The organism is Streptomyces sp. NPDC006512, assembly GCF_040611935.1.
GTDB lineage: Bacteria > Actinomycetota > Actinomycetes > Streptomycetales > Streptomycetaceae > Streptomyces.
The window spans coordinates 25966-50814 of the sequence record NZ_JBEXPG010000014.1 but is presented as its reverse complement, the minus strand read 5'-3'; the positions used below and the strand labels follow the sequence as shown (position 1 = coordinate 50814).

The 24849-nt window shown below is 72.5% G+C and carries 29 protein-coding genes; 12 read left to right on the top strand and 17 right to left on the bottom strand.

The features are described from left to right. The first annotated feature begins 7 nt into the window (after positions 1-7). On the top strand, positions 8-475 hold the full coding sequence (locus tag ABZZ17_RS12745) for an SRPBCC family protein (protein WP_356875025.1): 468 nt from the start codon (positions 8-10) through the stop codon (positions 473-475). 21 nt (positions 476-496) lie between these two features. Here the strand turns inward: ABZZ17_RS12745 and ABZZ17_RS12740 are convergent, their stop codons facing one another. Continuing rightward, entirely contained in the window at positions 497-1348 is an 852-nt protein-coding gene (locus ABZZ17_RS12740) for a DMT family transporter (RefSeq protein ID WP_356875211.1), read from the bottom strand. 104 nt (positions 1349-1452) lie between these two features. On the opposite strand from ABZZ17_RS12740, the gene ABZZ17_RS12735 reads away from it, so the two are divergent. The 3 genes from ABZZ17_RS12735 to ABZZ17_RS12725 all read left to right on the top strand — a co-directional run bounded on the left by ABZZ17_RS12735 (position 1453) and on the right by ABZZ17_RS12725 (position 3640). Further along, positions 1453-2301: a MurR/RpiR family transcriptional regulator gene (locus tag ABZZ17_RS12735; protein WP_356875023.1), complete on the top strand. Its 849-nt coding sequence runs from the start codon at positions 1453-1455 to the stop codon at positions 2299-2301. Between the two features lie 96 nt (positions 2302-2397). Beyond that, a complete protein-coding gene (locus ABZZ17_RS12730) occupies positions 2398-2949 on the top strand; it encodes an AAA family ATPase (protein ID WP_356875021.1) in 552 nt (183 codons plus the stop codon). 196 nt (positions 2950-3145) lie between these two features. After that, positions 3146-3640, top strand: coding sequence for a hypothetical protein (locus ABZZ17_RS12725; RefSeq protein ID WP_356875019.1), 495 nt, complete (start codon positions 3146-3148; stop codon positions 3638-3640). A 159-nt stretch (positions 3641-3799) separates the two neighbouring features. Here ABZZ17_RS12725 and ABZZ17_RS12720 read toward each other — a convergent pair whose 3' ends face one another. From ABZZ17_RS12720 to ABZZ17_RS12700, 5 genes are all read right to left on the bottom strand, one after another. Next, positions 3800-3991, bottom strand: coding sequence for a CsbD family protein (locus tag ABZZ17_RS12720; RefSeq protein ID WP_356875017.1), 192 nt, complete (start codon positions 3989-3991; stop codon positions 3800-3802). A 153-nt stretch (positions 3992-4144) separates the two neighbouring features. Next, a complete protein-coding gene (locus tag ABZZ17_RS12715) occupies positions 4145-5851 on the bottom strand; it encodes a PP2C family protein-serine/threonine phosphatase (protein WP_356875015.1) in 1707 nt (568 codons plus the stop codon). 69 nt (positions 5852-5920) lie between these two features. Continuing rightward, the gene (locus ABZZ17_RS12710; RefSeq protein WP_356875013.1) at positions 5921-6370 is read right to left on the bottom strand and encodes a DUF5709 domain-containing protein; all 450 of its coding nucleotides are present in this window, start codon (positions 6368-6370) and stop codon (positions 5921-5923) included. A gap of 138 nt (positions 6371-6508) precedes the next feature. Then, on the bottom strand, positions 6509-6781 hold the full coding sequence (locus tag ABZZ17_RS12705) for a hypothetical protein (RefSeq protein ID WP_356875011.1): 273 nt from the start codon (positions 6779-6781) through the stop codon (positions 6509-6511). Between the two features lie 64 nt (positions 6782-6845). Next, positions 6846-8030 (bottom strand): zinc-dependent alcohol dehydrogenase, encoded by a 1185-nt coding sequence (locus ABZZ17_RS12700; protein ID WP_356875009.1) that lies wholly within the window; start codon positions 8028-8030, stop codon positions 6846-6848. Between the two features lie 157 nt (positions 8031-8187). Between ABZZ17_RS12700 and ABZZ17_RS12695 the strand changes: the two genes are divergently transcribed. The 3 genes from ABZZ17_RS12695 (at position 8188) to ABZZ17_RS12685 (ending at position 9854) form a co-directional block, all read left to right on the top strand. Then, on the top strand, positions 8188-8529 hold the full coding sequence (locus ABZZ17_RS12695) for a hypothetical protein (protein WP_356875007.1): 342 nt from the start codon (positions 8188-8190) through the stop codon (positions 8527-8529). A gap of 90 nt (positions 8530-8619) precedes the next feature. Further along, on the top strand, positions 8620-9237 hold the full coding sequence (locus tag ABZZ17_RS12690; protein WP_356875005.1) for a TOPRIM nucleotidyl transferase/hydrolase domain-containing protein: 618 nt from the start codon (positions 8620-8622) through the stop codon (positions 9235-9237). 89 nt (positions 9238-9326) lie between these two features. After that, positions 9327-9854: an NUDIX hydrolase family protein gene (locus ABZZ17_RS12685; RefSeq protein WP_356875209.1), complete on the top strand. Its 528-nt coding sequence runs from the start codon at positions 9327-9329 to the stop codon at positions 9852-9854. A 34-nt stretch (positions 9855-9888) separates the two neighbouring features. On the opposite strand, the gene ABZZ17_RS12680 is transcribed toward ABZZ17_RS12685, so the two are convergent. Continuing rightward, the gene (locus ABZZ17_RS12680) at positions 9889-10251 is read right to left on the bottom strand and encodes a DUF4180 domain-containing protein (RefSeq protein ID WP_356875003.1); all 363 of its coding nucleotides are present in this window, start codon (positions 10249-10251) and stop codon (positions 9889-9891) included. Positions 10252-10346: 95 nt separating this feature from the next. Then, positions 10347-11123 carry a fibronectin type III domain-containing protein gene (locus tag ABZZ17_RS12675; RefSeq protein ID WP_356875001.1) on the bottom strand — a complete coding sequence of 259 codons (777 nt, stop codon included), beginning with the start codon at positions 11121-11123 and terminating at the stop codon, positions 10347-10349. A 274-nt stretch (positions 11124-11397) separates the two neighbouring features. Between ABZZ17_RS12675 and ABZZ17_RS12670 the strand changes: the two genes are divergently transcribed. Next, positions 11398-11901, top strand: coding sequence for a TspO/MBR family protein (locus ABZZ17_RS12670; protein WP_356874999.1), 504 nt, complete (start codon positions 11398-11400; stop codon positions 11899-11901). Positions 11902-11911: 10 nt separating this feature from the next. On the opposite strand, the gene ABZZ17_RS12665 is transcribed toward ABZZ17_RS12670, so the two are convergent. Beyond that, on the bottom strand, positions 11912-12619 hold the full coding sequence (locus ABZZ17_RS12665) for a DUF4913 domain-containing protein (protein ID WP_356874997.1): 708 nt from the start codon (positions 12617-12619) through the stop codon (positions 11912-11914). Positions 12620-12807: 188 nt separating this feature from the next. Here ABZZ17_RS12665 and ABZZ17_RS12660 point away from each other — a divergent pair, with 188 nt between their 5' ends. Both ABZZ17_RS12660 and ABZZ17_RS12655 read left to right on the top strand, forming a co-directional pair. Beyond that, positions 12808-14121, top strand: a complete 1314-nt coding sequence (locus ABZZ17_RS12660) for a TerD family protein (RefSeq protein WP_356874995.1) — start codon at positions 12808-12810, stop codon at positions 14119-14121. 84 nt (positions 14122-14205) lie between these two features. Further along, a complete protein-coding gene (locus ABZZ17_RS12655; RefSeq protein WP_356874993.1) occupies positions 14206-14781 on the top strand; it encodes a hypothetical protein in 576 nt (191 codons plus the stop codon). 15 nt (positions 14782-14796) lie between these two features. On the opposite strand, the gene ABZZ17_RS12650 is transcribed toward ABZZ17_RS12655, so the two are convergent. From ABZZ17_RS12650 to ABZZ17_RS12615, 8 genes are all read right to left on the bottom strand, one after another. Beyond that, positions 14797-15231 carry a VOC family protein gene (locus ABZZ17_RS12650; RefSeq protein ID WP_356874991.1) on the bottom strand — a complete coding sequence of 145 codons (435 nt, stop codon included), beginning with the start codon at positions 15229-15231 and terminating at the stop codon, positions 14797-14799. Between the two features lie 18 nt (positions 15232-15249). Beyond that, complete coding sequence (locus ABZZ17_RS12645) at positions 15250-16476, bottom strand: cytochrome P450 (protein WP_356874989.1); 1227 nt, start codon at positions 16474-16476, stop codon at positions 15250-15252. 334 nt (positions 16477-16810) lie between these two features. Then, complete coding sequence (locus ABZZ17_RS12640) at positions 16811-17332, bottom strand: hypothetical protein (protein WP_356874987.1); 522 nt, start codon at positions 17330-17332, stop codon at positions 16811-16813. A 321-nt stretch (positions 17333-17653) separates the two neighbouring features. Continuing rightward, complete coding sequence (locus ABZZ17_RS12635; RefSeq protein ID WP_356874985.1) at positions 17654-18397, bottom strand: class F sortase; 744 nt, start codon at positions 18395-18397, stop codon at positions 17654-17656. Continuing rightward, positions 18394-19218: a hypothetical protein gene (locus ABZZ17_RS12630; RefSeq protein ID WP_356875207.1), complete on the bottom strand. Its 825-nt coding sequence runs from the start codon at positions 19216-19218 to the stop codon at positions 18394-18396. Before ABZZ17_RS12630 ends, ABZZ17_RS12635 begins: the two co-directional genes overlap by 4 nt. A gap of 148 nt (positions 19219-19366) precedes the next feature. Continuing rightward, complete coding sequence (locus ABZZ17_RS12625; RefSeq protein WP_356874983.1) at positions 19367-20095, bottom strand: ribosome-inactivating family protein; 729 nt, start codon at positions 20093-20095, stop codon at positions 19367-19369. Positions 20096-20271: 176 nt separating this feature from the next. Further along, positions 20272-21681 carry an alpha/beta hydrolase gene (locus tag ABZZ17_RS12620; RefSeq protein ID WP_356874981.1) on the bottom strand — a complete coding sequence of 470 codons (1410 nt, stop codon included), beginning with the start codon at positions 21679-21681 and terminating at the stop codon, positions 20272-20274. A 150-nt stretch (positions 21682-21831) separates the two neighbouring features. Continuing rightward, positions 21832-23355, bottom strand: coding sequence for a helix-turn-helix domain-containing protein (locus ABZZ17_RS12615; RefSeq protein WP_356874979.1), 1524 nt, complete (start codon positions 23353-23355; stop codon positions 21832-21834). A 212-nt stretch (positions 23356-23567) separates the two neighbouring features. Here ABZZ17_RS12615 and ABZZ17_RS12610 point away from each other — a divergent pair, with 212 nt between their 5' ends. Together ABZZ17_RS12610 and ABZZ17_RS12605 are read left to right on the top strand one after the other, a co-directional pair. Continuing rightward, positions 23568-24344 (top strand): DUF4232 domain-containing protein, encoded by a 777-nt coding sequence (locus ABZZ17_RS12610; RefSeq protein WP_356874977.1) that lies wholly within the window; start codon positions 23568-23570, stop codon positions 24342-24344. 101 nt (positions 24345-24445) lie between these two features. Next, on the top strand, positions 24446-24700 hold the full coding sequence (locus ABZZ17_RS12605; protein WP_356874975.1) for a DUF4404 family protein: 255 nt from the start codon (positions 24446-24448) through the stop codon (positions 24698-24700). Positions 24701-24849 lie beyond the last annotated feature (149 nt).

The following is a 24849-nucleotide window of genomic DNA, read 5'->3' as shown; positions in this document are numbered from 1 at the left end:
TCGGGCCATGAGCAGGACCGACCGCGCCCGCCGGGTGATCGCGGCGCCGCCGGCGACCGTCTACGGCGCCCTCCTCGACCGGCAGTCCGTCGAGACCTGGCTGCCGCCGGACGGCATGCGCGGGCACATCGACCGGTGGGACCCCCGGCCCGGCGGCGGGTTCCGGATGACGCTCACCCACCTCGACGCCACCGGCAGTCCGGGCAAGACCTCGGGCGCGACGGACGTCGTCGACGTCGGGTTCGCCGAACTGGCGCCGTCGGAGCGCGTGGTGCAGCGGGCGGTGTTCGAGGCCGACGACCCGGCGTACGCGGGCACCATGACGATGACCTGGACCCTCACTGCCGTCGGCGACGGCACCGAGGTGACCGTCACCGCCACGGGCGTGCCGCCCGGCATCGACCAGGCCGTTCACGAGGCCGGGATCGCCTCCTCCCTGGCCAACCTCGCGTCGTACGTCGAAGCGGTCGGCTGACGACACTCCCCGGTCACGGCACTACCCGGCGAGCTGGAGTACCGCGATGCCCGCCAGGACGGTGAAGCTGGCGGTGATGCGGCGGTGGCCGAGGCGTTCGCGGAAGACGACCGCGCCGATCAGCGCGCCGAAGACGATGCTGGTCTCGCGCAGGGCGGCGATGGTGGAGAGGTCGCCGCGGGACTGCGCCCACACGACGAGCCCGTACGCCAGCAGGGAGAGCAGTCCGCCGGCCAGGCCCCGGCCGCACAACGGGCGCAGCGCCGTGAGCAGGGCGGGCCCCCGGCGGGCCCAGGCGATGAGGGGCACGACGAGCCCCTGGCAGAGGAAGAGCCACGCGATGTAGCCGAAGACGCTGCCGGAGACGCGGACGCCGCTGCCGTCGACGAGGGTGTAGGAGGCGATCATCACGCCGGTGCCGACCGCGGCGGCGAGGGCGGGGAGCTGGGCGCGGCCCGGGATGCCGTCGGCGAGGGCGAGACCGGCCAGGCCGCAGGAGACCACCGCGATGCCGAGGGCCTGGCCGGCGGGCAGGGAGTGGCCGAGGAGGGTCGTCGAGACCAGGGCCACCACGACGGGTGAGGTGCCCCGGGCGGTGGGGTACATCTGGCCGAAGTCGCCGAGCTGGTAGGCGCGCAGGAGCAGCAGCTGGTACGCGACCTGGAGCGCGGCGGAGACGGCTATGTGAGGCCAGGCCGCCGGATCGGGCAGGGGGGCGAAGCAGACGAGGACGGCGCCGCATCCGGCGGAGGCCAGGCTGATCAGGGTGAAGCCGGCCAGTTTGTCGCGGAGGCCGTGGGTGAGGCCGTTCCAGACGGCGTGCAGCACCGCCGAGGCGAGGACGACGGCGGGTACGACGGCCGAACCCGTCATGGACGGGAGGTTCCCGGGCACGTGCGCTCCTCACGGTGGTCCCACGCCGGGCCGGCATGGCTGCGGAATATATGCGGAATGGATTTCCCCAGTAGCCTATCCCCATGGAAATTCGTTCCGCACTGACGGGCGGCCTCGCCGCGCACGTCCGGGCCCACCTGTCCGAGCTGCGCGACACCGAGGCCCGTGTGGCACAGGTCGTCCTGGACAAGGGCGCGGAGCTGGTCCACCTCAGCGTCAGCGACGTCGCGGCACTGGCCGGCACCGCGCCTTCCTCGGTCGTACGGGCCTGCCAGCGGCTGGGGTTCCGCGGGTACCAGGAGCTGAAGATCGCCGCCGCCCGGCAGGCACCCGCTCCGGAACCCTCCCGGGACCGGGACCCGGCCGCCCGCGCCCTGGCCGACACGGTCCGTGCCGCCCGGGAGGCGCTGGACGGGCTGGCGGCCACGGTGACCCCGGAGCGGCTGCGGACGGCGGCCGGACTGGTCGACGCGGCCACCCGGGTCCTGGTCGTCGGCGCGGGACTGTCCGGCGCCGTCGCGCTGGACACCGCCTACCGGCTGCGCGCCCTGGGCTGCACGGTCGACGCGCCGGCCGACCCGCTGACCGCGCAGCTGGCCGCGTCGCAGCTGACGGCCTCCGGCGTCTGCGTGGCCATCAGCCATACGGGCGCGACGCGCAGCACGGTGGACACCGCCCGGTGCGCACGGCGGTCCGGGGCCGGGGTGATCGCCCTCACGAGCTATGCCCGCTCGCCGCTGAGCGAGTCCAGTGACTGCACCCTGGTCGCGGGCGGGCAGGACCTGGTGTTCGGGCTGGAGACCGTCGCCAGCCGGCTGGCCCACCTCGCCGTGGTCGACGCGCTGACGCTGACCCTGCTGGGGCTGCGCGGAGCGCCGGCCGAGGAGGCGCTGCGGCTGTCGGCCGACGTCACGGTCGACCACTCGTACTGACGGCCGTCGGGTTTGGCGCCGTCCGCGCCGCGCGGCATCCTGAGCCGAACTGCGGGGCCCGATGCGCGGGCCCGGCAACGGGGCGGGGGGATCGCGTTGATCGTCTGGGTGAACGGTGCGTTCGGCAGCGGGAAGACGACGTTGGTGGACGAGTTGCGTACGCGCTGGCCGGAGGCGCTGGTCTACGACCCGGAGACGGTCGGCTTCCTGCTGCGGAACATGGTGGAGGTGCCGACCGGGGACTTCCAGGACCTCCGGCTGTGGCGGCGGCAGGTCGCCGCGCTGGCGGTGGGGCTGGTCGAGGAGTACCGCCGGCCGGTGCTGATCCCCATGACCTTGGTCAAGCCCGAGTACGTCGCCGAGATCTTCGGCGCGTTGGAGGCCGCGGGCATCGGCCTCCACCACTTCTTCCTCGACGTCTCCCGGGACGAGCTGGAGCAGCGCATCGAGGGACGGGTCTTCTTCCCCGATGATCCCGAGCGTGAGGAACGGGTCCGGCAGTGGGTGAAGAACAGGATCGAGCCGTGCAGGGCCGCGACCGGCACGCTGCCCGGCGACACCGTGTTCCTGGACGGCGCGCTGACCCCGGCGGAGTTGGCCCAACTGGTGCTGGCCCGCGTCCGGGCCGGTGAGACGGCCACCGTGTGACCCGGCCGGTGGCGTCCGGCGGTGGACCGGCCCGCCACCGCGTCCGAGGGTGTCACGCAAGGGGCCGCGCCCGCCCGGGCGTTGCTGCGTTCCTGCGGCAAGAGGGGCAGCACCCTGACCGTTCTCCCCCGGCCGGCCGCGGCGGCCTGCCAGGATGGTGGACAGACCGCTTGGCCGCGCTTCCCGGGAGGACGAGTTGACCGCTCCGGAGGCCACCGAGCCGACGATGCCGCCGTCGTTCCCGCCGAAGTCGGCTCCGCCGGCATCGCCCCGGGCGCGCATGCGGATCAGGAACCGGCAGACGGTCGCCCTGGCGTTCCGCGCGGATCCCTGGACCCCGAAGAGGGCTGCCGCCCGGGCGCTGGCGACGATCCGCGGCTGGGGCTACCCCGGACTGGCGGAACACGACCTGGAGCGGGCCGTACTGCTCCTGGTCGAGGCGGTGGTCAAGGACGGCGGGAAGCGGGTGAGCCTGCACCTCGGCGATCAGGACGAGAAGATCCTCGTCATCGCGCTCAGCCACCGGCCCGGCACCTCGCGCGAGGGCGAACTCTTCGACGAGCTGGGGGCATTGGCAACGCTTGACAGCTGCGGCGACGACCTCGCGGACGACGGGCGGCGCCTCTGGGCCCTCCTCGACGCCTCACCCCGACGACGGCCGGACACCGCGGCCCGGGCGGCCGACGGCTGACGGCTGACGGGTGACGGCTGACGGCTGACGGCTGACGGCTGACGGGTGACGGCTGACGGGTGTGCCGGCCGCTAGGCGGCGCACGACTCGGCCCCCGACGCCGGAGCGCCGGGGGCCGGAAGCCGCCACGAGGGGGCAGGATGCGCTGTCGCACCGCCGTCAGCGGTCGTCAAGGGAGTCCTTGGTGCCGCGGGCGCGCTCCTTGGCCTTCCCCATGGTTTCCCTCGCCTTGCCCTTCACCTCGTCCATCTTGCCTTCGGCTTCCAGGCGCTCATTGCCGGTGATCTTTCCGGCGGCTTCCTTCGTTTTGCCCTTGGCCTGTTCCATCTTGCCCTTGGCCTTGTCCGCCATGAAGAGCTCCTTTCACGGGGCCCCGCGTCGGGAGCCCGGCCGCTGGATGCGCACCGCCCGCTGCCCGCGGTGCCTCACCCTCCGCCTGCCCAGGTTCCGGCGGACGAACCGCCCCTCCCGCCCCGCGGGCAACGGCCGGCGTCCCCGTCGCCGTCAGCCGATGCGTACGACCACCAGGCAGGTGTCGTCCTCGTGCTCCGTGACCGCGTAGCTGCCCATGATGTGGTCGAGGGCTTCCTGCGCACCGAGCCCGGTACAGGTGCCGAGGACGTCCGCCAGGGCGTCGATCCCGCAGGTGATGTCCTCTCCCCGGCGCTCGACCATGCCGTCGGTGTAGAGGAGGAGCAGGTCCCCGGGGAGGAGGCGCACCTCCGCCGTCTCGTAGGCGTGCCCCGGCACCAGTCCGAAGAGCGGCCCCCGGTGGCCGGTGCCGAGGGCCGACGCCCGGCCGTCGCGCAGCAACAACGGCGCCGGATGGCCCGCGCAGGCCCATCGCAGCGTGCGCTGCCCGTCGATGTGCCCGATGATCCCCGTCGCCGTTTCCGCGGCGGAGTCGGCGCACAGCAGTTCGTTGAGCCAGGTGGTCAACTGCCCCGCGTCGGTACCGGGGGCGTGCGCGAGTCCGGCGAGGGCGTGCCGCTGCTGGGCCATGCGGGCCACCGCGCCCAGGCCATGGCCCGAGGCGTCGCCGATGGCCAGCAGGATCCGTCCGTCGGGCAGCCGTCGGCACTTGTACCAGTCGCCTCCCACGGCTTCGGATTCGGCGGGCAGGTACGCCGTGGCGACGGAGAACCCGGCCTCGGCGAGCTCCGTGGAGTGCGTGGGCAGGAGCGCCTCGCGGAGCACCGAGGCGACGCGACGCTCTGCGGCCGCCTCCTCCGCGAGCCGTTCCGTGCGGAGCCGGGTGGCCGCCAGTCTCTGGCGGCTGCGGACCTGCGCGCTCAGGTCGCGGGCGATGAGCTGCACGGCCCACGGCAGGCCGTCCGTGGCGATCACGGGGTGCCCCACGAGGTGCAGGGTGAGGACCTCGCCGGAAACGCTGAAGCGGATCTCCGCACCCGGTGGTTCTTCACCGTCGAGCAGGCCGGTCAGCAGCTTTCCGAAGCGCCACACGTCCTCCAGGAGCACGGCGTCGCACAGGTCGGCCAGGGACAGGGTCTGGCCGGCCTCGCGCCGGAAGATGGAGGCCAGGCCCTCGGACCAGGTGACCCGGCCGGACAGCAGGTCCCACGTCCCCCACCCCATCGACGCGATGTACTGGGCGTCGAGCGAGAGCAGCTCGGTGGGGTTGCGGGCGGGCCGCCACGTGGCCAGCACGTTGCCCCCGCAGGACGCCGCGTCGTACAGGAGCTGCGTGCGGTGCAGCCCGTCCGTCCGCTGCTCGGTGTAGTCCATCGCGTACGAGTGCAGCGCCCGGCCTCCGCTGAGCACGTCGGAGAGGGCGTCGATCAGCCCGCCGGCCGCCGCTCCAGGCTGGACTTCGAGGAGCCTGCGGCCCGTGTGGCCGTCGGGGGCTTCGAGCCACTCGGCGGCCCGGACGTGGTTTCCGGCCCGGATGGTGAAGTCGACCGTCCGGCCCGAACCGTCGGGCACCGGTACGAGGAGTGCGGCGGACGCCGGAATGGCGGGCAGCGTCGCGCACACGCACGCCCACGGGTCGTGTCCGTTGCCCGCGTCCCCGCAGGAGTGCCCCGGCCCCTCACCGCCGCCGCACGGGCACGCCCCGCCGTCGGGGGTCCCGTACGGGACCTCCGGGGCGATCCGCACTCCCGCGTGGCAGCTCGCGGCCGCCCGCAGTCCCTCCACCTCCCGGGCGATCAGTTGCTTGAGCGTCTCGGGATTGCGCGGGGTGAAGGGCATCGGCGGTCCTCTCCTCGGAAAACACGGAGCCGGTACGCGTACCGACCGGCTACGGGTCCTCGTACGCCGTCACAGCTGCTCTTCCTCGATGACGTGCATCGCCGCTTCCTCGGCGGAGGCCGCACCGGCGTCGATCCCCACGTCACGGGCCAGCACGTTGTTCGCGTGGGGGAATCCGGTGGCGGGGGCGAGCCGCCCGGCCCGGGGGCCGCCGGCCTGCGGATCGACCGGCTCGCCTTCGCCACCGGCCAGGTCTCCGATGCCGTCGCCCGGCTCCGGCTCCAGGTCGGGGACCTCGCGGGCGAGGCGCTCGTCCAGGCTCTCCCCCGCCCTGTGTTCCTCGCCGGTCGTGTAGCGGCCGCTCGCGTAGGGGCGCTCGGGCGGGGAGTAGCCCTGGTCGAGTATCTCGTCGGCGTCGGGCTCCCCCACGCTGTTGTCCATGTCCGGCTGGCCCTCCGAGGGCTCGTCCTCGGGCTGGGGCTGATAGACGTCGTCGCCGCGCGCGTCGGATTCACTCATGACGGTTTCCTCTCCCTTCGCGTCCTTTCGCACCCCGTGCCGGGCCGTTCCCGGTTTCTGGGCGCCTCCCCACTTACCAGCGGATCACACGCGGCGGACCGCCGCACGGCCGCGGACCCTGCCCGGCTCCCGAGCCGGTCAGTCCGGGGGCTCGACGGGAGCGGGCTCGACCGGAGCGGCACGGTCGGCGTCGGGGTCCCGTGCGGCGCCGTCCTTGTCCGGCTCCTTCTCCGGTTCCTTCTCCGGCTCGTCCTCCGATTGCTTCTCCGGTTCCTTCTCCTGCTTCTTCTCCGGCGCACCCGCGGGCGGGAGGTCGGGGGCCTGTGGGCCCGCCGGGGGCAGGTCGGGGGTGACGGGGTGGTCGCTCTCCGGTACGGGGGCCGGGAGTTCCGGTTCGGGGCTGGTGTCCACGACGGCTCCTTAGCGGTTCGGTGACGGTGCCGCGCGCCTACCCGGACGGCCGTCGGTCATCCCTTCACGGGTTGAAGAGGATCTTGACGGCGCCGTCCCGCTTCTTCTGGAACATCTCGTAGGCGTCCGGAGCGTCCTCCAGCGGAAGCCGGTGGGTGGCGAAGTCCTCGGTGCCCAGGGGGTCGTCGTCCGTCAGGAGGGGGAGGATGTCGTCGGTCCACCGGCGGACGTTGGCCTGTCCCATGCGCAGCTGTATCTGTTTGTCGAACATCGTCAGCAGCGGCAGGGGGTCGGCGGCGCCTCCGTAGACGCCCGCGACGGAGACGGTGCCTCCGCGGCGCACGAGGTCGACGGCCGTCGTCAGCGCGGCGAGCCGGTCCACGCCCGCGCGCTTCATCACCGCGGCCGCGAGCCTGTCGGGAAGCAGCGCCGTCATGTGCTGGGCGGCCGCGGCCACGGAGCTGCCGTGGGCCTCCATCCCGACGGCGTCGATGACGGCGTCGGGCCCGCGTCCGCCGGTCAGCGCCCGTACGGCGTCGAGCAGGTGCGGCCCCGCCCCTTCCAGGTCGATGGTGTGCACACCGCGTGCGCGGGCGCGTTCCAGGCGCTCCGGGACGAGGTCGACGCCGATCACGGTGCCGGCCCCTTGCAGGGTGGCGATGCGGGTGCTCATCTCCCCGATGGGCCCCAGGCCCAGGACCGCCAGGCTGCCGCCGGGCGGCACGGCCGCGTAGCGGACCGCCTGCCAGGCGGTGGGGAGTACGTCCGACAGGTAGACGAACCGGTCGTCGGGCGGTCCGTGGGGGACCTTGACCGGCAGGGTGTTGCCGAAGGGCACGCGCAGGTACTGGGCCTGTCCGCCCGGTACCTGCCCGTAGAGCTTCGTGTAACCGAAGAGCGAAGCGCCCGTGCCGTGTTCCCGGACCTGCGTCGTCTCGCACTGCGAGTGCAGGCCCCGAGCACACATGAAGCAGGTGCCGCAGGAGACGTTGAAGGGCACGACGACGCGGTCCCCCGGTTTCAACCCGGTGACGGCCGGGCCGACTTCCTCGACGATGCCCATGGGCTCGTGGCCGAGGACGTCGCCGGGGTCCAGGAAGGCGCCGAGGACTTCGTAGAGGTGGAGGTCGGAGCCGCACAGTCCCGTCGTGGTGACCCTGACGATGACGTCTTCGGCGTCCTCGATGCCCGGATCGGGCACCGTGTCGACGCGGACGTCGCGCTTCCCGTGCCAGGTGAGTGCCCTCATCGTTCCTCCCGTTCGGATGCCGCCGTGCGGTCGCCCCGTAGGTGCGGCTACCCGTTCTCCGCCGGGTAAGCCTCCGGGAGAGACGGCCTAGGGTGGACCGGACGGTCCACGCGGCCGGGCGCCGGGCCCGTTCCGCCTTCCCCCCAGGAGTCCACCCATGGCGCGCTCGCTCGACGGCCTCGTCTTCGTACCCGTGGCCGACCAGGCACCCGGCCAGGTCGGCCGGCAGACCCGGTTCGAGTACCACGAACGGGACGGCCTCGTCTGGGCCGACTACTCCGGCGGGGACGTGGTCCGGGGCCACCTGGTCGGGACCCGGGCGCAGGACACCGTCGACTTCCGCTACGTCCAGCTCCGTCTCGACGGTACGACCGCCTCCGGGCACTGCGTCTCCCTCGTGACGGAACTCCCCGACGGCCGCCTCCGCCTGGAGGAGACGTGGACGTGGGAGTCCCAGCCGGGCAGCGGCACCAGCGCGGTCGAGGAACCGCCGGCCTGACGCCCCGAAGGCCGGGCCGGGACGGGACTTGACCGGCTCCCCGGCCGAAATTCCCTACCGTGGCGGCCGGAACGGGCGCAGACTCCTCCCATGTCTGACATGCAATCCTTCCGCGAAGCCGTCACCGCCTGGGCGGCCGGCGGCCCCGGCGACCGGGCGCACGAGCTCGCCGGGCGGCTGACGGTCCACACGGTCGTCCTGCTCGAAGGGCTGAGCGACGCCGCGGCGGTCGACGCGCTGGCCGGGGCCCGGGGCCGGGACCTGGCGGCCGAAGGGGTCTGCGTCATGCCGATGGGCGGAGCGATGAACGTAGGGCGCTTCACCCGGGTCCTCGGCCCGGCAGGTCTGGACCTCCGTCTCACGGGACTGTGCGACGAGGCGGAGCGTCCCTTCTACGCCCGCGGCTGGGAGCGGGCCGGAGTGGCGCGCCAGGAGTTCTTCGTCTGCGCGGCGGATCTGGAGGACGAGCTCATCCGCGCGCTGGGTGTGGGGCGCGTGGAGGAGCTCATCGGCGCGGAGGGCGACCTGCGCCCCTTCCAGACCTTCCTGCGGCAGCCCGCACAGCGGGACCGCACCGCGCAGCAACGGTTGCGGCGCTTCCTCGGCACGAAGAAGGGCCGCAAGATCCGCTACGGGCGCGTCCTGGTCGAAGCTTTGGGCCCCGACGGCACTCCCGCCCCGCTCGACGCCCTGCTCGGCAGTCTCTGACGGACCCGGCTCGCGCAAGCCCGCGTCCGAAGTCGCCCGCGGATCCTGTTTTCCCGGCACCCGGGAAGTATGATCAAGCAATGTCTGACATGACCGAGACCACGCCCGGCTGGCTGAGCTCTGACGAGCTGGAAATGGCCAGGGCCCGGATGCCGATCCTGTACGTGACGGCCGTGCCCGTACGCGTGGACGACAGCGGCGAAGTCACCAGCATCGGGCTGCTGCTGCGCATCGGCCCGGACGGTACGGTCAGCCGGACCCTGGTGTCCGGCCGCGTCCTGCACCACGAGCGGGTCCGTGACGCGCTGCTGCGCCACCTGGAGAAGGACCTCGGCGCGGTGGCCCTGCCCCGCGTGCCCGCTTCCCTACAGCCGTTCACGGTGGCCGAGTACTTCCCCACCGCGGGCGTCACCTCGTACCACGACCCGCGCCAGCACGCGGTGTCCCTCGCCTACGTCGTGCCGGTGACGGGCGACTGCCGGCCCCGGCAGGACGCGCTCGACCTGGTCTGGTTCAGTCCGCAGGAGGCGGCTTCCCAGGCCGTGCAGAACGAAATGCCGGGCGGGCACGGGGTACTGCTGAAGCAAGCGCTCGCGCATGCGGGGCACGTCTACTGAGCTCGTCCCCGCAGACCTGCGCGGGCGGCTCCCGTCAGGCCGCCAGCCGCTCGCGCAGGTCTTCGACATCGGTGAGGAACCAGGTCTGCCGGCCGCGGTTGCACTCGCGGACGAAGTCGCGCAGCGACGAACTCTCGCTCACGTGGCGGGAGATGTCGCCGACCACCACCAGGCCCATGCGGTACTGGACGAACTTCTGGACGATGTCGCCCGCGACGCGGGTGCTCAGCCGGAAGAAGTCGTCGTCGAACCGGTCCGCGGGGACGACCACCCACTGGGCGCCCTGGTAGGAGGCGTTCCCGATGAGGTCCAGGGCGTCGGCTTCCCCGGTGATGACCTGCCCCTCCGCGGGGTACAGGAAGACGGGCACGTCGTGGATCGTCTGCAAGGTACTCATGGGGTGCGACCTTAGTTCCGCCTCCTGCCGAAGTCGAAGCAAATTGGCGCCTGAGCCCGGCCGGTGCTGCCGGGCGTGGCCGCGTTCACCCCGGGTCAGGCGCACTCGCTCCTCGGGTTCACCGGGGTCCACTCCGATGCGCCGTTGGCGTTGAACGCCCGTATCTGGAAGCACTGTTTGCCCAGCGGCAGGTTCTGCCACGTGAAGCTCGTGGCGTCCGCGCCGACGGCCTGGGACTGGTTCAAGGTGGTGTTGCGGACTTCCAGGTGGGTCTCGTCCGTCGCGGGGTTCCCCCACTGCAACTCGACGCTCGTGGGCGGGTTCCCGACCCGGGTGGCGACCACCGCCGACGGCTCGGCCGGGCGGCCGATCCCGGTTCCGGCGCCACCGGAGTGCTTGAGGGTGAAGTTGGTCGTGGTGAGGTCGCCGGAGAAGGCCTCGTCGTTCGCCGCGGACAGCGACACCGTCATGCTCTCGCGGGGCCGGAAGCCCTTCTGGATGCCCTGGTCCTCGGCGTCGAGGTCGTCGGAGTTGCAGCTCGACCCTTCGAAGAGCCTGAGGGTGGGCGAGACCACGACCATTTCATCGGGCCTGAGCTGGAGGTGGACGCTCAGGTGGCCCCGGGATTCGCCGCCCACGCACGCGGACATGTCCAGCGTGGCTTCCGGCCGGTCGTGGCTCAGGGCGGCCTCCCGGTTCATGTTGAAGGTCTTGCTGGACGCGCTGGTACCGATGCCGCCCGCGTTCGCGACGAACAGCGTTCCGGTCAGGGTGATGGTGTGCGTGCTGGCCGCGGCGGCCGGCGGGGCGATCCACACGCACAGCAGGGGGATCGGTACAACCGCCGCGGCGGCGACGCGTCGCAACCTCATCGCCACACCTCGCAATCGCCTCGTTCGCGCTCCCGGGGGACGGGGCGGAATGGCTGGGGTTCTCATCGTCCCGCCGCCCTACCGCCCCGTCCACCGCAGCCACCTCACGCGCGTCCACGCCGGTACCGGACGGCGGCCGGGGCCCGTATACGGCCCGCTTCTCCTTCCGTACCGGTGCATCCGGCGGCCGCAGCGGGACAGAAGGACGGGTGAGGCCGGTGCGGCGACGGGCAGCCGCGCCCGCCGGAAGACGTCGAGGCCCAGGGAGTCAGCCGTGGCAGCATCCGCGACACCCGTACGACCGGGCGGTGCCCGGAGCTGGGCGGCCCTCGCCGCCTTCCTCGCCGTGAGCTACGGCGTCGCGGCGCTGGGCGCGCTCGCCTCCGCCGACGCGGGCGAGGTGTACCTCTCGCTGGAGCGGCCGGCCTGGGCCCCGCCCGGCGGGCTCTTCGGTCCCGTCTGGACCGTCCTGTACGCCACCATCGCGGTCGCGGCCTGGCTGGTCTGGCGCCGTCCGGACCGCCCCCGCGTGAAGGGCGCGCTCGCCTGGTGGTCCGTACAGCTGCTCCTCAACCTGGCGTGGACGCCCTTGTTCTTCGGCGCACGCCAGTACGGGCTCGCGCTCCTGGACATCGTCCTGCTGCTGGTGACGCTCGCCGTCACCGTGGGCCGCTTCCACCGGCTGGACCGCGCGGCGGCGTTCCTGCTGCTGCCCTACCTGCTGTGGGTGGCCTTCGCGACCGCGCTCAACGCGGCCGTCTGGCACCTCAACGCGTAGGAGGCGGTCGTCAGGCCTCTTCGCACGGGTCCACCGGAAGCGGCGCGAAGGGGGTCCGCGCATGCCCCTTCGAGGGCGAGCACCCGGCGAACGGGCCCTGTCGGGGGTCCATCAGGACCTTCAGGTGCGGATCGGCGTGCTGGATCCACCACGTGGTCATGCCGAGCGCGGCATCGTGCCGCAGGTGTTCCCAGGCCAGCCAGAGCGCGGACAGCCGGGAGCCCGCTTCGGGGTGCTCCCACCAGCGCGGGCACCAGGTGGCGGACGTACCGTCCAGCGGGCGGCGGACCGCGATCGCCAGGTAGTCGGTGACGAACGTGAAGACGTCGCCGAAGTAGAACTCGGGGCCGTCCCCGTAGACGTCCGAGGCCGGCATCGGGAAGACGGAACGCGGCTCGCGCTGCGGCTTGGGCCGGGGGTACAGGCCCAGCAGCGTGCCCAGGGCGTCATCGTCGCGCCGCAGCTCCGCCCGTATCCAGCCGAGGAGTTGGTCCTGCAGTTCGGCGACCTCGGCGTAGGCGTCCGCCGAGAGGCAGGCCACGAGCCGCTCCCGCCAGTCGGCCAGCTGACCGCGCCACCGCTCCTCCTCCTGCGCGGACCGGGAACCGGCCAAGAAGCGCGCCACGGTCCAGTGGTGCTCCGGCCAGGCCTCACCCCCGGCCTCGGCCGTCACCCTCGCCGCCACTCGCTCCGCGTGCTCGATCGCTTTGCCGTCCATGGGTCTGATGGGTACCTTTCGCGCCGGGCAACGAGTGTCATGATCATATGAGTTCGCGGCGGGTGACGGGCCGGCGGCCACGGCGGGGCGCTCACGTGCCGGGCGGCAATATCCCCCTTCGGGGAGGGGAGCGCGGCAAAACCTCGTACGCTGCGGTAGTGGGCGAAGTCGCTGAAGGGGGGACCCACATGTCCTTGCAGAAGGGTGCCAACGTACCGGTGCCGAGCGCCAGGGTCCGGGTGGAGCTGGGGTGGCGAGGAGGTACCGGAACCCCTGACGTGGACGTGTCGGCCCTGTTGCTGACGGCGGCCGGCAAGGTGCGGTCGGACGATGACTTCGTGTTCTACAACCAGCCCGTGCACCACAGCGGAGCGGTGCGTCACGAAGGCCGTCGCCAGGACGGCGCGGGCGCGCTGGAAACCATCGGCGTGGCACTGTCCGATGTGGAGCAGGAGATCGGGACCGTGGTGGTCGCGGCGTCGACCGACGGCACGTTCGGCCAGGTGTCCGGCCTGTTCGTGCGCGTACTGGACGCGGAGAGCGGCGTCGAGACGGCACGTTTCGACGCCACGGGCGCGACGACGGAGACGGCGTTCGTCCTCGGGGAGCTGTACCGGCGCGGCGGGGCGTGGAAGTTCCGGGCGGTGGGCCAGGGCTACGCCTCGGGCCTGGCCGGGCTCGCCACCGACTTCGGGATCACCGTCGACGATCCCGCCCCGCCCCCGCCGGTGACGCTGCCGCTCCTGACGCAGCCGTCAGTGGTACAGCCGCCAGGGGTACAGCCTCCCGTGACGCGGCCGCCCGTGGCACAGCCGCGGCCGGTGGTCCCGCCGCAGTCGCCGGCGCCCGCGCGTACCCAGCCGGTGCAGCTGTCGAAGATCACGTTGACGAAGGCGGCGCCCACGGTGTCGCTGACCAAGCAGGGCGCCACGTCAGGGGGCATGCGGGTCAACCTCACCTGGAGCGCTCCCCCGCCGCCGCGCGGGTGGATGAGGAAGGGCAAGGACGCCGTCCGGCTGGAGGACGTCGACCTGGACCTCTCCTGCCTGTGGGAGCTGCAGAACGGCACGACGGGGATCGTCCACCCCATCAACAACCAGTTCGGCTCGTTCGACCAGCCGCCGTACGTCCGGCTGGACCAGGACGACCGGACCGGCGCGAGCGAGTCCGGCGAGAACCTCATGATCAATCTTGATCACGCGGCCGAGATCAAGCGCCTCCTGGTGTTCGTGGTCATCTACTCCGGGGCGAACAGCTTCGCGGGCCTGCACGGGGTCGCCACCCTGTACCCGCCGGTCGGTCCGCCGATCGAGATGCGCCTGGACGAGTGCACCGTTCCCTCGCAGGTCGCCGCGATCGCCCTGATCGAGAACGTGAACGGGGAACTGATCGTCCGGCGGGAGGCGAAGTACATCCTGCTGCCGCCCGGCATGTTCAAGCAGCAGGCCGCGGACGTCGAGTACGGCTGGGGAATGAGCTGGAGCGCGGCCAGCAAGGACTGAGCGGACCCCCGCGTCGCCCCGCCGCGTTCGTGCCTCCAGGTGGTTGCGGGTGCCGGACCGGCCGGGGCGCGGTACGGGTAGTCCATGACGCAGAAGCAGGACACGGCGGGCGACGGGGGCGGCGGGCGGCCGAGCGGGCGGGCGCGGGGAACCACCTCCGCCGCGCTCGCGGGAGCGCTGATCGGCGCCCTCGCCGGTCTCACGGGGAGCACCCTCGCGTACTTCGAGGCCAAGGACACGCACCGTGAGGAGGCCGACGCGCGGCGGGCCGACATCCGGCGGGCCGCCTACGTCGAGCTCGCGGCGAGCACGAACAAGTACGTGCAGCAGGCCACCCAGCTGCTGAGCGTGAGCCTCGACCCCGCCCGGAACGCGGCGGAGAGGCGGCGGCAGTTCGAGGACCGGTACGCTCCGGCCAACACGGACCTCGCGCGGGCGCTCACGACGGTGCGCCTCGTGACGGCCCGGGACGACAGGCGCGACCTGGACGAGATCGGGACCCGGTCCGCCCGCGTCGGTGAGCTGGCGGCCGCCCGGTACGTCGAGGGGCCCGAAGGCGTCGACCGGGAGAAGACCGGCGCCGCGTTCTCCGAGGCCGTACGGCGGCAGCTGGACGCGCTCCAGGCGTTCCTGGACAGGGCCGCCGATGACGCGCTGTAGCGGCCGGGGTCGGCGTCAGAGGCCGTTCAGGTCCGGGATCGTCAGCGAGCCGTCCTGAGCGAGGGGGAACCCGGGGTTGTAGGCGATCTCCCAGGCGTGGCCGTCCGGGTCGGTGAAGGCTCCCGAGTACAGGCCCAGGTCGTTGGGGAGGGCGGGTTTGGTGATGGTCGCGCCGGCCCGCTCCGCGGCCGTGAGCAGGTCGTCGACCCCGGCCTCGGAGCGCACGTTGTGCGACAGGGCGATCCCGCCGAAGCCGGTGGCGGCGCCGTCGGGCAGCCCGCAGTCCCGCGCGAGCTTGTCGCGTCCCCACAGGACGAGGCCCAGACCTCCGGCCTGGAAGAAGACCGTCTCCTGCACCTCCTGTCCCTGCCAGCCCAGTGCCTCGTAGAAGGACCTGGCCCGGGTCACGTCCGTGACGCCCAGGGTGATGAGGCTGACGCGCTGTTCCATACGGCCACAGTAGGGGGCTCAGCCGCCCGCCGGCGTGAACTCCACGAGGAGGGACTTCGGCCCGCGGGTGAAGGTGCCCTGTTCGGCCGGGTCGTACCCGTCGGCCGGGCGGAGGTCCGGCATCGCGTCGAGGAGCTGGTTGGTGGCGATCTCCACTTCGGCCTTGGCCAGCAGGGCGCCGACGCAGAAGTGCCGTCCGAGTGCGAACGCCAGGTGGTCGGCGGCCGCGGAGAAGGCGGTGGCCGCCGTCAGGTCGTCGCGGAAGATGTCGAACCGGTCCGGGGTCCCGTACCGCTCCGGATCGCGGTTGGCCGCTCCGATCAGGCAGGTGACGGTGGCCCCGGCGGGCAGGGTGCCGCCGCTCATCGGGACGTCGGTGGCCGCCTGCCGCATGATCATGTGGACCGGTGGGCTGTAGCGCAGCGTTTCCGCGAAGGCCCGGTCGACGAGTCCGCGGTCCTGCCGCACGGCCGCGAGCTGCGCGGGGTCGGCCAGGAGGTTCGAGAAGAGGCCGGCGATGGCCTTGTCCGTGGTCTCGGCGCCCGCGGTCAGCAGGAGGCTGCAGAACGCCTTGATGTCCTCGTCGCTCATGCTCACCCCGTCGACCTCGGCGGTGCAGAGCGCGGACAGCAGGTCGTCGCCGAGGTGGTCGCGGCGGTCCCTGATGACCGGCAGCATGTACGCGGCGAACTCGGCCCGGGCGCGTTCGCCGGCCGCCGCGCAGGCGGGGTCGCCCGCGAGGTTCGCGGTGAACGCCACGAAGGCCCGGTACCAGCCGCTGATCCGTTCCTGGCCGGACCGGTCCAGTCCGAACATGTCGGCGATGACCGTGATGGGGAAGTGGGAGGCGAAGCCGCTCACCAGGTCGACGGACCCGGTCCCGCGGAACGCGTCGATGAGCTCGCGGGCGTTGCGCTCGATGACCGGGACGACCTTGTCCCGGAGCTCGTTCCCGCGGAAGGCCGGGGCGACCAGGGCGCGGCGGGTGGCGTGCTCGCGGCCGCTCATCTGGAGCAGCGTCTTCCCGTGTACGGGCTCGGTCTGCCAGGCGTAGTTGTCGGTGGTGAAGCGGGATTCCTTGTCCTTGAAGACCCGCGCCACGTCCTCGTAGCGGGAGACGAGGTAGCTCTGCGTCGCCTCGTGCCAGACGAGGGGTGCGGTTTCGCGCAGGGCGCGGTACGTCGGGTAGGGGTTCTCGGCGAACTCCCGCGACAGGATGTCCGGGACGTCGTGCGCGTCGGTCATGGCTCTCCCCCATCGGCCCGGATTCCGTCGCGCTGACAGCCCCGGCACGTCGGGCACCCGGTCAACTCGCCTTGCACGTCTGAGAGTTGCGCTCTTCCTGGTGGTGTCCGGCCGGTTACACGTCTTCCAGGAAACACCACTGGGACCGGCATCGCCAGGGCTTCGGCGCCGTCCCCCGATCCGGTGCCCGGCGGGCCGTGACGTGGGGCGGCGCACGAGGCGGCACGGGCGCCCGGGGCGGGGGAGGCGGGCGCCGAAGGCCTCCGGCCGCCCGGGTTCGGGCGGGGACCGGAGGCCTGGCCCGTCCGGGCCCGTCGGCGTCGTCGCGGTGGCGTCAGAGGGCGCTCTTCGACGCGCTGACGACCACGCACTCCTTGTACTCGCTGCCGTCGCCCTTGCCCGTGTAGGGCGTGGTGGCCTCGGTCTGGCGGGACGCGCCCGCCTTGACCGTCAGCGCGGTGACGTTGGCCTGGGCGGGGGTCGCGGTCGAGGCGGTGTCCCCGCGGAACTTCACGGTGATGTTGTAGGTGTAGTCCAGCGATCCGGTGTTGGTGACCGTCAGCCTGGCGCCCAGGTTCTTGCCCGAGGCGTCCAGCTTGCAGGAGTCGATCTTGATGTCGCGCTCGGCCTTGTTGCTGCTGGAGCCGCCGGGGACGGAGGCGCCGCCCGAGGTGCTGCCACTGGTGCCGTCGCTGTCGTGGCTGCCGCCGGTGGTGCCACCGCTGGAGCCGCTGGAGCTGGATCCGGAGGAGCTGTGGCCGCCGCCGCAGCTGCCGCCGTGGGAGCCGCGGGCTCCGGTGAGGGCGATGACGGCGATCCCGAAGACGGCAACCGCGCGGACATGACGAAGCTTCACGTTCAACCCCCGTTGAAAGTGTTGATGAGCAGGAATGCGATGAGCGAAGGGCCCGCCTTGACGGGCACACGTCACCCTAACAGCGTTCCGGCCACACCCTTCGCACGCCCGCGCGGTCGGCCCCCGGACCCTCCCGGAGCCCTGCTCTCCGATGTCAGCACCGCCCGAACACGGTCCATGACGTGCTCGGGAAGCCCCCGGTTCCCACTTCCGCGATCTTGTTTTCCGGTCCCGGCGCACCTCGTCCGCCGCCGCCCGTACCGTCAGCCGCGGCGGGGTGCCGCGGCTGACGGACGGGCCTTCCCGTCGCCGGCGTCCCGGCTACGCGGTCCCCGTCATCCGGGCGAACACGACCACGTTGCTGTCGTAGTAGTGCTTCTTCGGGTCGAAGTCACCGCCGCACGTGACCAGGCGGAGGCCCGCGTGGTCGACGTTCTTGTAGACCTCCAGCGTGGGGAACTTGGCCTTCGGGTACTCGGCGACCCGGTCCACCGTGAAGGTGACCGTCTTCTTGTCCTGCCGCGTCACCTTGATGGTGTCCCCGGCCTTCATCGTCTTCAGCTTCTCGAACACGGCCGACGCGCCGTTCCACGTGACGTGCCCGGCGATCACTGCGGGCCCCTTGGAACCGGGGGTCGGCCCCGGCTCGTACCAGCCCGCGAGAGCGGGGTCCTTCGGGGTCTGCATGGTGCCGTCCCCGTTAAGCCGCAGCGTCTCCAGGGAACTGGAGAGGCCGAGGGAGGGGATCGCGATCTTCTGGGGTTCCGACCGGGCGAGGGCCGGTGCGGCACCGGCCGCGCCCGTACCGCCCTGCGCCCCGCCCTCGGCTCCCGCGTCGTGCCCGCCGGTGGACGCCTCCCCGCCGTGGGTGCTCCCGGCTCCGCCGTCGGCCGGTGCCGCGCTGCGCGCGGCCTGCCCCTGAGGGGCGGGGGGCGCCGCCGTGTCCTGGCCGCCGCATCCCGCCAGGAGCAACGTGACCAGGGCGACCGCGGCAAGGGGGCCGGCGGACCGGCGCCGGGGCGACGCCGCGGACGCCGCCGGTCCGGCGGGCTGACGGGACTTCACTCGGCGCCCCCCGTGCTCTGCGTACGGCCCGGAATCACGGCGGCCCGCCGCCGCCCGACGGCCATCGCACCCGCCACCGCCGCGTACGCGGCCACCGCCGCACCGGCCATCGTCGCCGCCGGCACCACCGCGGGCTGCGGGGCGCCGCCGCCGGTCTCGATGGCGCCGACGGGAATCGACCCGACCGCCGCGCCCTTGACCTCTCCGCAGTTGGTCGGAGCCGTGGCCTCCTGGGGCAGTTTCGGGTCGAGCTCGCTCTTGCCGGCCCCCTCGAAGTCGTACTTGTCGTTGTCGTTGCGGTCGATGCCGTGCTGCACGACGTGCAGGTCCTTGATGTGGTCGACCACGTCCTGGCCGACGGTGATGGTCCGCTCGTAGGAGACCTTGCCCTTCTTGTCGGCGACGGGCATGCGCTCCACGGCGAGACCACTGGTCGCCTTGGTGTCCCCGGACGTGGTGAGCGAGATGTTGATGTCGCCGTAGTCGACCGTGGCCTCGGTGTTGCTGAGGATGCCGTCGCGGTTGGTGTCGTCACTGGCGTCCGGGCAGTGGAAGTCGTGCCCCTTGGTCGAGCCGTGCAGATGCTGGGCCGACGGCTGTCCCGGCACCATTCCCTCGGATTCGATCTGCACCGTCAGCAGATTTCCCTTGAGACTCAGCATGACGGTACCTCGGGAACCGGAGCCGTTCAGCTGCGCCAGGTCGATCTGGTACCCCTTCCCGCCGTCGGCTACGGCTGGACCGGAAAGGCCCAGCGTCAGGAAGACCGCGGCGGGCACGGTGGCGAGCACCACGAATCGGCGACCAGCGCGCTTGACTATCACATTCGCTCCTGTTCCGTGGATTCCCGGCGCGGGAATCCCAGATCGTACGGCGGTGAATTGATCCCCTGGAGAAGGTCTCGCTGCCTCTTCGAGGCGCCAACGGGACGGGATTGGTGCTTCGTCGAAGAGTTTCCCGGTCCGCCGGTCAAGCGGCTGCCCACGTCGCGGTCGAGAGCGGTCCGCCGGTCATCCAGATGCGTGACACGCCGTCCGCCAGCAGGGGGGAACGGGCAGCGGCGCAGAGCATCTCCGAAAGCACGAGGATCCCGCGTGCGGTGCACTTCGGATCGCTGTTCCGGTGCAGCCAGATGACCGCGTTGACCATGGGGCGGCGCCCCAGGGGAAGGCCCGTCCGCCTGGCGTCGGCCGCCGCTTCCAGGGCGTGGGACGCGCCGCCGAACGGGAGGGCTTTCGTCCGGGGAATTCCCGGTGGCGCGGCAGCGTCCCGCACGTAGCGGAAGTGCGCTTCCGGCGGGGCCTGTCCGTTCTCGAAGGTGTTGCGGAACCCGACGATGCGAACTCCCCGGTTCTGCGCGAGGAACTCGACGTACAGCTCGATGGACAAGCCCCGCAGCTGTACGTTCACCGGGAGGTAACAGGGCCTTTCCTCGGCGGAGTCCGGATTTCCCGGAACCCACGACGCCTCCACCGCCCTGGACCGGATGGTGGCAATGAGGAGCCGGTACTCCTCCACCGAGGCGTCCTCTACGGAGAACGACACCGGTTTCAGCACGACGGCATCCTTCACAGGGCGGAGACCAGAACCCGGACTCCCCGGAGGAATATCAACCGCAGCCGGTTCAATCCTGCTGCACTCGCGCACGACACATGCACCGCCTTCGACATAACCCCGGCCGACGACGGCTCTCGTCATCCGCGTCTCCGGGCCTGGTTCGGTCCGGTTCTTTGTAGTCGCCCCTACGGCGGTGAAACGAATACTTGGCCTCTGATGCTAAGAACTCATCACCGGACCGGAGTCGACCGCGCGCCGCCACGCACCCGCCGGCCCGGTTCTCACCTGCTTTCGCCGCGGCTCTTCCCCGCGCGGGGTCAGCCGGCCGACATGGTGTCCTGGAGCCAGTCGAAGACGACCTCGCAGTGCAGCTGCGGGGCCATCGGGGAGCAGTGGAGCTGTGCGCCCTGTGCGGCGGTCAGCTTCACGTAGTCCTTGGGCGAGCGGAGCTCGTCGTACAGCTGTCGCGGCTGTCCGGGGTAGAACTGCTCGTCGTCGTAGTCGAGGACCAGGGTGGGCGCCTTGATGCGGTCGACGACGGAGGTGATCGTCAGAGCCTGGATCCGGGTGGCGGGGGTGTAGAAGTCGGTGAAGAGCCTGCCCTTACGGGCGTCGAGCATCGCCTCGGCGGAGAAGGGCTCGAAGCGTTTCTTCATGACGGCGGCGGCGTCTTCGGGCAGTTCGGGGACGACCTCCTTGTTCCAGATGGCGTTCGTCTCCGCCTTGTCGGGGGTGAGGATCTGCCGGATCTCCTTCGGGAATCCGAGCCATGGCTCGACGCAGCCCGGCATCGCGACCAGTGCGGCGATCCGGTGCTCGAACGCCGCGGCACGGGGCGCGAGGTCTCCCGCCATGCTCAGGCCGGTCAGGGCGATCTTGCCGGCGTCCACGTCGGGGCGGGCGGACAGCCAGTCGACGAGGGGGCCGACGACCTTCTCCCACGTGGGGGTGAACACCACCCGGTCCACGAAGAGCAGCTGCCCCTGGCCCGGTCCGTCGTAGACGAGCGCGTTCCAGCCGCGTTCGAGTGCGGCGGGGACGCCGTAGGTCCACATGTCGACGTTCTGCCCGTCGCTGCCGTTGGTCAGGATCACGGTGGGGCGGGGGGTGTTCGACTCGTCGGGGCGGAAGAACCACACCGGCAACGGTGTCGTGCCGTACGGGACGGTGGCCTTGACCGCGGCGGGCTCGCACAGGTCGCAGAAGACGTCCCAGGCGTCGCGTCCGGACGTGTACAGCTTCTCCTCGCTGCCCGGGTCGTCGGAGCCGAGGACGAAGAACAGCGCCTGGCCGTAGTACTGGGCGGCGCGCAGCGCCCGGAACCGCTTGGTCTGGGCGTCCGCCGGAGCGCCCGGGGGTGCTTTCAGGAGCTGGTCACCGAGCTTGCGGAAGGTTTCGACGTACGTCTGCGCGGAGAGCCCGGCCTGGTTGATCGCGTTCACGGCGGTGAGGACCTCGCCGACCTCGCTGCTGCCGGCGCCCGCGCCGCCCAGCGCGAGGAGGCCGTTGAAGTTGTAGGCCGGGTCCTTGAACAGCGTCATCGCGCCGGGCGTGGGGTCGGCCGCGGCCGCGCGGGCGGAGGCGGAGGCGGACCCGGTGAGGGCCGGCGCGGGCGCGGCGGACGGGCCCCCGGGAGCACAGCCCGCCGCGAGCGCCGCACCCGCGCCGGCGACGAGCAGGGCGCGCCGGGTGGGGCCGGATCCGCGATCGTTCGGTACGTCTGTCATACCGGCCGAACGTAGCCCCGTCCCGGTGCGCCGACATCTCGCCGTGCGCCGAACGGCCGAGGGGCTGCCGCCGTACGGGGCGCGCACGGCGGCGGGGGCGGTTCGGCCCCCCGGCGCGTGCGGGGCGGGCCCGCTCGGGCGGGGCGCGGGTCAGGAGGTCGAGCCCGCCGTGACCCAGCCGTCGCCGCCGAGGGGGAACTCGTAGCCGGGCCGGCCGTTGTGACCGCTGGTGCGGAACGGCTTGCCGTTGTTGTCGATCGTGACGGTGCCGTGGCGGGCGCCGCTGGACCAGGCGAGCTCCAGGTACCAGCTCACGTCGTACGCGGAGGCGTCGGCCTTGACGTAGAAGACCTCCGGTTCGGACTCGCTCACCTTGTACGGGAAGTTCGGCTGTCCCGCCTCGGGCACGACGGCCGGGCGGGCGGCGTCGAGGGCCACGGTGAAGGAGCGGGTCGGGACGCCGGCGCCGCAGCCGACGCCCGGATAGCCCATGGCGTAGTCGTTCCAGGCCAGGGGCGCGCGCTTGCCCGCCGCACGGACGGTCAGGCTGTCCACGACCACGGTGTCCTTGCCGGAGCCCTGGAGGGTCAGCGTGACGTACTGCTCGCCCGCGGGCACGGCTCCGGCCGCGGCCACCCACGCGGGCGCGTCCCGTTCCAGGGGCGGCGGGGCCACCTGGGCCGGGGCCTTGTCGATCAGGTAGTGCTGACCGCAGGGCGACTCCCACGTGTGCGGCTGGACCGTCACCTTCACGGGCGTACCGGAGGCGGCGTCGTCACCGCGGCCGGACGGGGCCGGGGCCGGGGCCGGGCTCGCGGCCGCGCCGCCGGAAGCGGAAGCCGACGCGGCGGCTCCGGTGGCGCTGCCGGTCCCGGGGGCCGAGGGCGCGGAGGCGGAAGGCGAGGCTCCGGACGGTGCCGCGGAGGCGGCCTTGCCGTCCGTACGCCCCGCTTCGCCCCGGGGGAGGGACGCCGCGGCGGCCGGCCCGTCCCGGAGTCCGGCGTCCCGTGCCGGCAGGCTCGCGGTGAGCGCGACCGCTCCGGCGACGACGGCCACGGCCACGGCCAGCCCGGCGAGGACCGCCTTGCGGTTGCGGCGCCGCCTCGTCGGGGCGGGGTCGGCGGAAGTCCGGTCGGCCGGGGCGGTCGAGGCCGTCGGGGCGGCTGGAAGGGGCTCCGGAGGCGAGTCCTCCGGGGGTGCCACTGTCTCAAGTGACACGGACTCCGGCGCCGCGGACTCCGGCGCCGCAGACTCCTGCACCGCGGGCTCCTGCACAGCAGACTCCGGCGCCGCAGACTCCCGCACCGCGGGCTCCCGCACCGCGGCCCCCCGCGCCGCACTCGGCCCGGTCTCCTCCGGCGACGGACGCGTCGGATCGGCGGTGTCCGCCGCCGTCCTGACGCCCGGCTCGCCGCCCTTGCGCCGACGGCTCGTGTCCGCCACGACCCAGTGCCGGTGCAGTTCGACGAGTTCCTCGGGCGAGGCCTTGCACAGGCGGGCGAGCCGTTCGACCGGGGCGTAGTCCGCCGGGACGACGTCGCCGGTGCAATAGCGGTGCAGCGTCGACGTGCTCATGTGGAGCCGCTTGGCGAGCGTTCCGCAACTGAGTCCGGACCGGTCCTTCAACTCCCGCAGCAGCCGGGCGAACCCGGCTTCGGCAGTGTCTTCCGACACTGTTCCTCCCACCCCGTGTCCCGTCCCGCATCCCAGGAACAGGTCGTTTCAGCAGCTCAGAGCCTGTCGCAGCGTCCCAGCGTCCCTGATCACCCCTCGGGTGTCGCGGCTGGGACGGATCACCGCACAGGCTGTGGTCATCCAAGCACACCGCTTCCGGCGACCGGTCCCGACCGGCCGCCGCGGCCCCGTCAGATGAAACGGAATCAGTCATGACCGCCTTCCGCACCGCCCCCGCCACGAGCCTCGCCCGTACCTCCCGTCCCCGTACGGCCCGACGCCTCGCGAGCGCTGCCGCCGTCGCCCTCAGCGCCCTCGCCCTGACGGCCTGCCAGAACGGCACGGGCATCAAGGACGCGGGGGCCGCGGCCACTTCGGGCCCGGTCGCCGCCACGCCCACGACGACGGGCGGGACGAACGACGCCCAGGGCACCCCGGCCACGGGCGCGGCGCCGACCGGCGGCACGAAGCCCACCGGGGGCACGAAGACCGGCGGCACGAAGACCGGCAGCGCCGACGGGGGCAACGCGAAGGGCCCGTCGGACCCGGCCGCCGGCGGCGACCGCGTCCTGTGCAACGGCTCCAACACCGAAGTCACCGTCCAGCCGGTCCCCCGACCGCTCAACCACGTGCTGATCACGGTGAAGAACACCGGCTCGAAGCTCTGCGACCTGACCTACTACCCGGTCCTCCGCTTCGACGAGATGCAGTGGGCACCGGCCGCCCGGAAGGACACCCAGCCGCAGGCGGTGGTGTCCCTCGCACCCGGCCAGTCGGGCTACGCCGCGGCGATGGTGTCGGCGGCCGACGGCAGCGGCGAGGGCGGAACGACCGGAAAGCGCCTCACGATCGCCTTCCAGGGGCGGACGCCCCAGAGCAGCGGCGGCGCGTCCGCCACCCCGTCCCTGCCCGCGGAGGGCGTCTACTACGACAGCTCCCTCACCGTCACCTACTGGCAGCAGGACGCCGCCGACGCACTCGGCTCCTGATCCGGGACGGCGCGTGCCGGAGCGGGAGCGGGGCAGGTGAGCGGTATCCGCCTCCCGGGGACTCCCCCGGGGCCCGGGCGGCGAGCGACGGAGGAGACGCGATGTCGGACCACACGACGAAGGCACATCTGGAGGCCCTGCGCACGGAACTCCGGACGACGGGCCCCGGCCTCCCCCCGGCGGAATGCGCACACCTGGAGGCGCTGCTGGACCGGCTGGAGGCGGACGACGCGGCCGCCGATCCGGGCCTGGCGGAGTACGTGAACCGGGCCGCGGAGGGTTTCGAGGCGAAGCACCCCTCCCTGTCGGCGGCCCTGCGCAGCCTCGGTGTGAACCTGGCCAACATCGGCATCTGAGCCCCCCTGCCGGACCCCGGGACGACGCACGCCGTCCCGGGGTCCGGCGCGTGGTGACCCGTGCGTACTGCACACCCCGTCGGTGACAGTCGTGACTGTCGCGGCCCCCGGTCCGCGTGACAGCGTGAGGACGTCACCGACCGAGGGAG

Coding starts and splice junctions, on each gene's coding strand:
- ABZZ17_RS12700 (WP_356875009.1), bottom strand. CDS start 8,030: ATGAGGGCACTCACCTGGCACGGGAAGCGCGACGTCCGCGTCGACACG.
- ABZZ17_RS12650 (WP_356874991.1), bottom strand. CDS start 15,231: ATGGAACAGCGCGTCAGCCTCATCACCCTGGGCGTCACGGACGTGACC.
- ABZZ17_RS12745 (WP_356875025.1), top strand. CDS start 8: ATGAGCAGGACCGACCGCGCCCGCCGGGTGATCGCGGCGCCGCCGGCG.
- ABZZ17_RS12710 (WP_356875013.1), bottom strand. CDS start 6,370: ATGAGTGAATCCGACGCGCGCGGCGACGACGTCTATCAGCCCCAGCCC.
- ABZZ17_RS12740 (WP_356875211.1), bottom strand. CDS start 1,348: ATGACGGGTTCGGCCGTCGTACCCGCCGTCGTCCTCGCCTCGGCGGTG.
- ABZZ17_RS12715 (WP_356875015.1), bottom strand. CDS start 5,851: ATGCCCTTCACCCCGCGCAATCCCGAGACGCTCAAGCAACTGATCGCC.
- ABZZ17_RS12620 (WP_356874981.1), bottom strand. CDS start 21,681: ATGACAGACGTACCGAACGATCGCGGATCCGGCCCCACCCGGCGCGCC.
- ABZZ17_RS12655 (WP_356874993.1), top strand. CDS start 14,206: ATGACGCAGAAGCAGGACACGGCGGGCGACGGGGGCGGCGGGCGGCCG.
- ABZZ17_RS12660 (WP_356874995.1), top strand. CDS start 12,808: ATGTCCTTGCAGAAGGGTGCCAACGTACCGGTGCCGAGCGCCAGGGTC.
- ABZZ17_RS12645 (WP_356874989.1), bottom strand. CDS start 16,476: ATGACCGACGCGCACGACGTCCCGGACATCCTGTCGCGGGAGTTCGCC.
- ABZZ17_RS12685 (WP_356875209.1), top strand. CDS start 9,327: ATGACCGAGACCACGCCCGGCTGGCTGAGCTCTGACGAGCTGGAAATG.
- ABZZ17_RS12680 (WP_356875003.1), bottom strand. CDS start 10,251: ATGAGTACCTTGCAGACGATCCACGACGTGCCCGTCTTCCTGTACCCC.
- ABZZ17_RS12695 (WP_356875007.1), top strand. CDS start 8,188: ATGGCGCGCTCGCTCGACGGCCTCGTCTTCGTACCCGTGGCCGACCAG.
- ABZZ17_RS12675 (WP_356875001.1), bottom strand. CDS start 11,123: ATGAGGTTGCGACGCGTCGCCGCCGCGGCGGTTGTACCGATCCCCCTG.
- ABZZ17_RS12720 (WP_356875017.1), bottom strand. CDS start 3,991: ATGGCGGACAAGGCCAAGGGCAAGATGGAACAGGCCAAGGGCAAAACG.
- ABZZ17_RS12665 (WP_356874997.1), bottom strand. CDS start 12,619: ATGGACGGCAAAGCGATCGAGCACGCGGAGCGAGTGGCGGCGAGGGTG.
- ABZZ17_RS12610 (WP_356874977.1), top strand. CDS start 23,568: ATGACCGCCTTCCGCACCGCCCCCGCCACGAGCCTCGCCCGTACCTCC.
- ABZZ17_RS12625 (WP_356874983.1), bottom strand. CDS start 20,095: ATGACGAGAGCCGTCGTCGGCCGGGGTTATGTCGAAGGCGGTGCATGT.
- ABZZ17_RS12735 (WP_356875023.1), top strand. CDS start 1,453: ATGGAAATTCGTTCCGCACTGACGGGCGGCCTCGCCGCGCACGTCCGG.
- ABZZ17_RS12690 (WP_356875005.1), top strand. CDS start 8,620: ATGTCTGACATGCAATCCTTCCGCGAAGCCGTCACCGCCTGGGCGGCC.
- ABZZ17_RS12605 (WP_356874975.1), top strand. CDS start 24,446: ATGTCGGACCACACGACGAAGGCACATCTGGAGGCCCTGCGCACGGAA.